The organism is Streptomyces sp. NPDC029296 (assembly GCF_055569255.1).
Genome location: NZ_JBVHXT010000102.1, coordinates 1 through 3042, shown reverse-complemented (window position 1 = coordinate 3042; position 3042 = coordinate 1). Strand labels below are relative to the sequence as shown.

Below are 3042 nucleotides of genomic sequence, written 5' to 3'. Positions count from 1 at the left end.
ACGTCTGGGCCAACCCCTACGTCCGCGACACCAGCCCCGACAACCCCGCCCCCACCACCGGGGCCTGGATGCAGGAGTTCTTGGCCCGCGTCGGCGGCGAGGGCGCCGGCGACCCGGCCGTCCTCGCCGCCGCCGCGGTCGCCGCCGCCCGCGACGAGACCACCGAGCTGCACACCCTGGTCGGCGACGAGGCACGGCTGATGACCGAGGCCCTCGCGGCCGCCGGCAGCTTCGAGAAGTGGCTGCCCGGATTCGTCACGCACGCCGAGTCCGTCGCCGGCCCGCGCCCCGCCGGACGGCCCGCCGACTGACCGGACCAAGGGGGTGTCAGGGGGGTGGTCACGGGACGCCACCCCCCTTTCGCCGATCCAGACTGACCCCACCCACGGAGAGGACCACCGATGTTCGACATCGCCGCTTACGCCGGCCACCTGGGCTACGAGGGCCCCCTGGAACCCACCCTGGAGACCCTGCGCCTGCTGCACCGCAAGCACCTGGAGACGATCCCCTTCGACAACACCCTGCACGCGCACAAGGGCCTCGCCGTCTGGGACGAGGTGGAGACCGACCCCGACGTGCTCTTCGACCAGCTCGTCACCGGTCGCCGCGGCGGCGTCTGCCACGAGCTGAGCGGGCTGTTCCGCACCCTGCTGACGCGCCTCGGCTACGACGTGCTGATCCTGTCCGCGGGGATCCGCGGCGCCGGCGACCAGTACGGCCCGGACCTGGAGCACATGCTCAACGCCGTACGGATCGACGGCGAGACGTACCTGGTGGACGTCGGGTTCGTCGGCCCGTCCTTCGTCGAGCCGCTGAAGGTCTCCGAGGAGGAACAGGAGCAGAACGGCTTCCGCTTCAAGGTGGTGGACGAGGACGGCTACAAGGTCGTGCTGCGCCGGGGCGTCACCGGCGGCTGGCAGGGCGTCTACCGCTTCCGCGACCGCGAGCGCCTGCTCACCGACTGGAAGGGCTTCTCCAGCACGGTCGAGAAGGACATGGAGTGGTTCTGGGAGGGCGAACAGCTCACCGCCGGCACGAAGATCCAGGGCCGCACCAGCGACAAGGGCCAGCAGATCCTGATCGGCCGCCGCTACGTCGAGTCCAAGGACGGCGCCGAGCGGATCCGCGCCGTCATCGACAAGACCGAGTACGCGAACCTGGTGCGCGAGATCCTGCGCCAGACCGGCTGACGCCGCCCGCACGACCGAAGGGGCCGCCCGGCTGCACCGGGCGGCCCCTTCGGTCGTGCTGCGCGGGATCAGCCCGCGACGGGGGCCGGCGCGCCGAGCGACTCCCGCAACTGCCCGATGACGGCGGCCAGCCCGGCGCGGTCGGCCGCCGCCCCGTACACATAGAAGTCCGGCCGCACCAGCAGCGTGCGCGTACGGCACTCCGCCAGATACCGCAGGTACACCCCGTCGGCGTCGAGGACCTGCCCCGGCCCGGGCTCGCCGCCGCCGGCCGGCAGCACCCGCACCACCCGCGCCCCGAGCCGGTCGAGCACCGCCCGCTCCTCCCCGCCCAGCAGCGCCTCCGGGTCGTCCGCCGTCAGCAGGACGAAGCCCAGCCCCACCACCTCGTCGAACAGCGCGGTCCGCCCGCCGCCCGTCACCCGGCCCTGCGGAACCAGGTCGCCCACCGGACGGCGCGGCGCCCGGCCCGCCGCCCGCCGGTACAGCAGACCGTCCTTCAACGGCTGCACCGCGCCCTGCGGCCGGCCCCCGCCGACCCCGCGCTCCCGGGCGGCCAGCATCGACGCGTCCCGCTCGGCCGCCGCCGCCGGATCGTCCTGGCAGATGACCCGGCCCAGGTTCACCGACATGGTGATGGCGTGCTGCACATGCCCGCGGCGCTCCACCGGGTAGCTGTCCAGCAGGGTCTCGGCGGCCCGCCCGGTGAGCACCAGGTCCAGTTTCCACGCCAGGTTGGCGGCGTCCCGGAAGCCCGAGCACATGCCCTGCGCCGCGAACGGCGGCATCAGATGCGCCGCGTCACCCGCCAGCAGCAGCCGGCCCGACCGCCACCGGTCGGCGTACCGGGCGTTGAACGTGTACAGCGCGTGCCGCTCCAGCACCGCGTCGTCCGGAGTGACCCCCTGCTCGCGCAGCAACTCCCAGGCCTGCTCCGGGGTGTTCAGTTCCTCGCGGGACTCGCCGGGCACCCGCATGAACTCCCAGCGGCGGTGACCGGGGCCCGCCGACACATGGGTGCGGGGCCGGGCCGGGTCGCACACCTGGAGGTTGTTGGGTTCGTGCACGCGGGGCTCCCGCTCGGCGATGTCGCAGATCAGCCAGTCGTGGGAGAAACCCAGGTCCGTCTGGGCGGTGCCGAGCCGGTCCCGGACGAAGCTGTTGGCACCGTCACAGCCCACGATCCAGCGTGCGGTGAGGGCGAGCGGCGCCGCCTCGTCGTCGTCCCGCCCGGTGGGCCGGACCAGCAGCTCACAGCCGTCCTCGCCGGCCGTCAGACCGACCGCCTCGTGGCCGCGCAGCACCGTCAGGGAGGGCAACTCGGCGCCCCGGGCCGCCAGCGCGGCCTCCAGCCCCGGCTGGTACATCGCCGTGGAGTCGGGCCAGCCGCAGCGGCCCCGCTCCGACGCCTCGATCCGCAGCAGGCTCCGCCCCTCGGCGTTCAGCCACTCGTAGGTGCCCGACGGCTCCGAGAAGGAGGGAATGTGCGCGCCGATCCCGGCGGCGGCGAGGATACGGGCCGACTCGCTGTCGAAGTTGACCGCGCGCGGCATCGCGTACGCCGTGGGCCAGCGCTCGACGACGACGACCCGGTGGCCGCGCCGGGCCAGCAGGACGGACAGGGTCTGGCCGACCGGGCCGTACCCCACGACGAGGACATCGCTGTCGGCGAGGCCGTCCGCGGTGGTGGTGTGCATGACGTCTCCTGCGCTCCTTGGTTCGGAAAGGGCATGGGAAAACACGGGAAAGGGAAAGGGGCGGGCGGCCCTGGGCGCGGTGGTCGGCGAGGGCCGTCCACTCGGGGCGGTGGGTGAGCTTCGGGAACTCTGCCATCTCAGGCGTTCTCCTTGGG

The 3042-nt window shown here is 73.5% G+C and carries 2 protein-coding genes and 1 pseudogene; 2 read left to right on the top strand and 1 reads right to left on the bottom strand.

The genetic code is table 11. The features are described from left to right. Both ACZ4W9_RS40190 and ACZ4W9_RS40185 read left to right on the top strand, forming a co-directional pair. Positions 1–311: pseudogene (locus ACZ4W9_RS40190) on the top strand (hypothetical protein); the annotation flags it as partial. 90 nt (positions 312–401) lie between these two features. After that, positions 402–1190, top strand: a complete 789-nt coding sequence (locus ACZ4W9_RS40185; RefSeq protein WP_467944201.1) for an arylamine N-acetyltransferase family protein — start codon at positions 402–404, stop codon at positions 1188–1190. A 68-nt stretch (positions 1191–1258) separates the two neighbouring features. On the opposite strand, the gene mhpA is transcribed toward ACZ4W9_RS40185, so the two are convergent. After that, entirely contained in the window at positions 1259–2887 is a 1629-nt protein-coding gene (gene mhpA / locus ACZ4W9_RS40180) for a bifunctional 3-(3-hydroxy-phenyl)propionate/3-hydroxycinnamic acid hydroxylase MhpA (RefSeq protein WP_467944200.1), read from the bottom strand. Positions 2888–3042 lie beyond the last annotated feature (155 nt).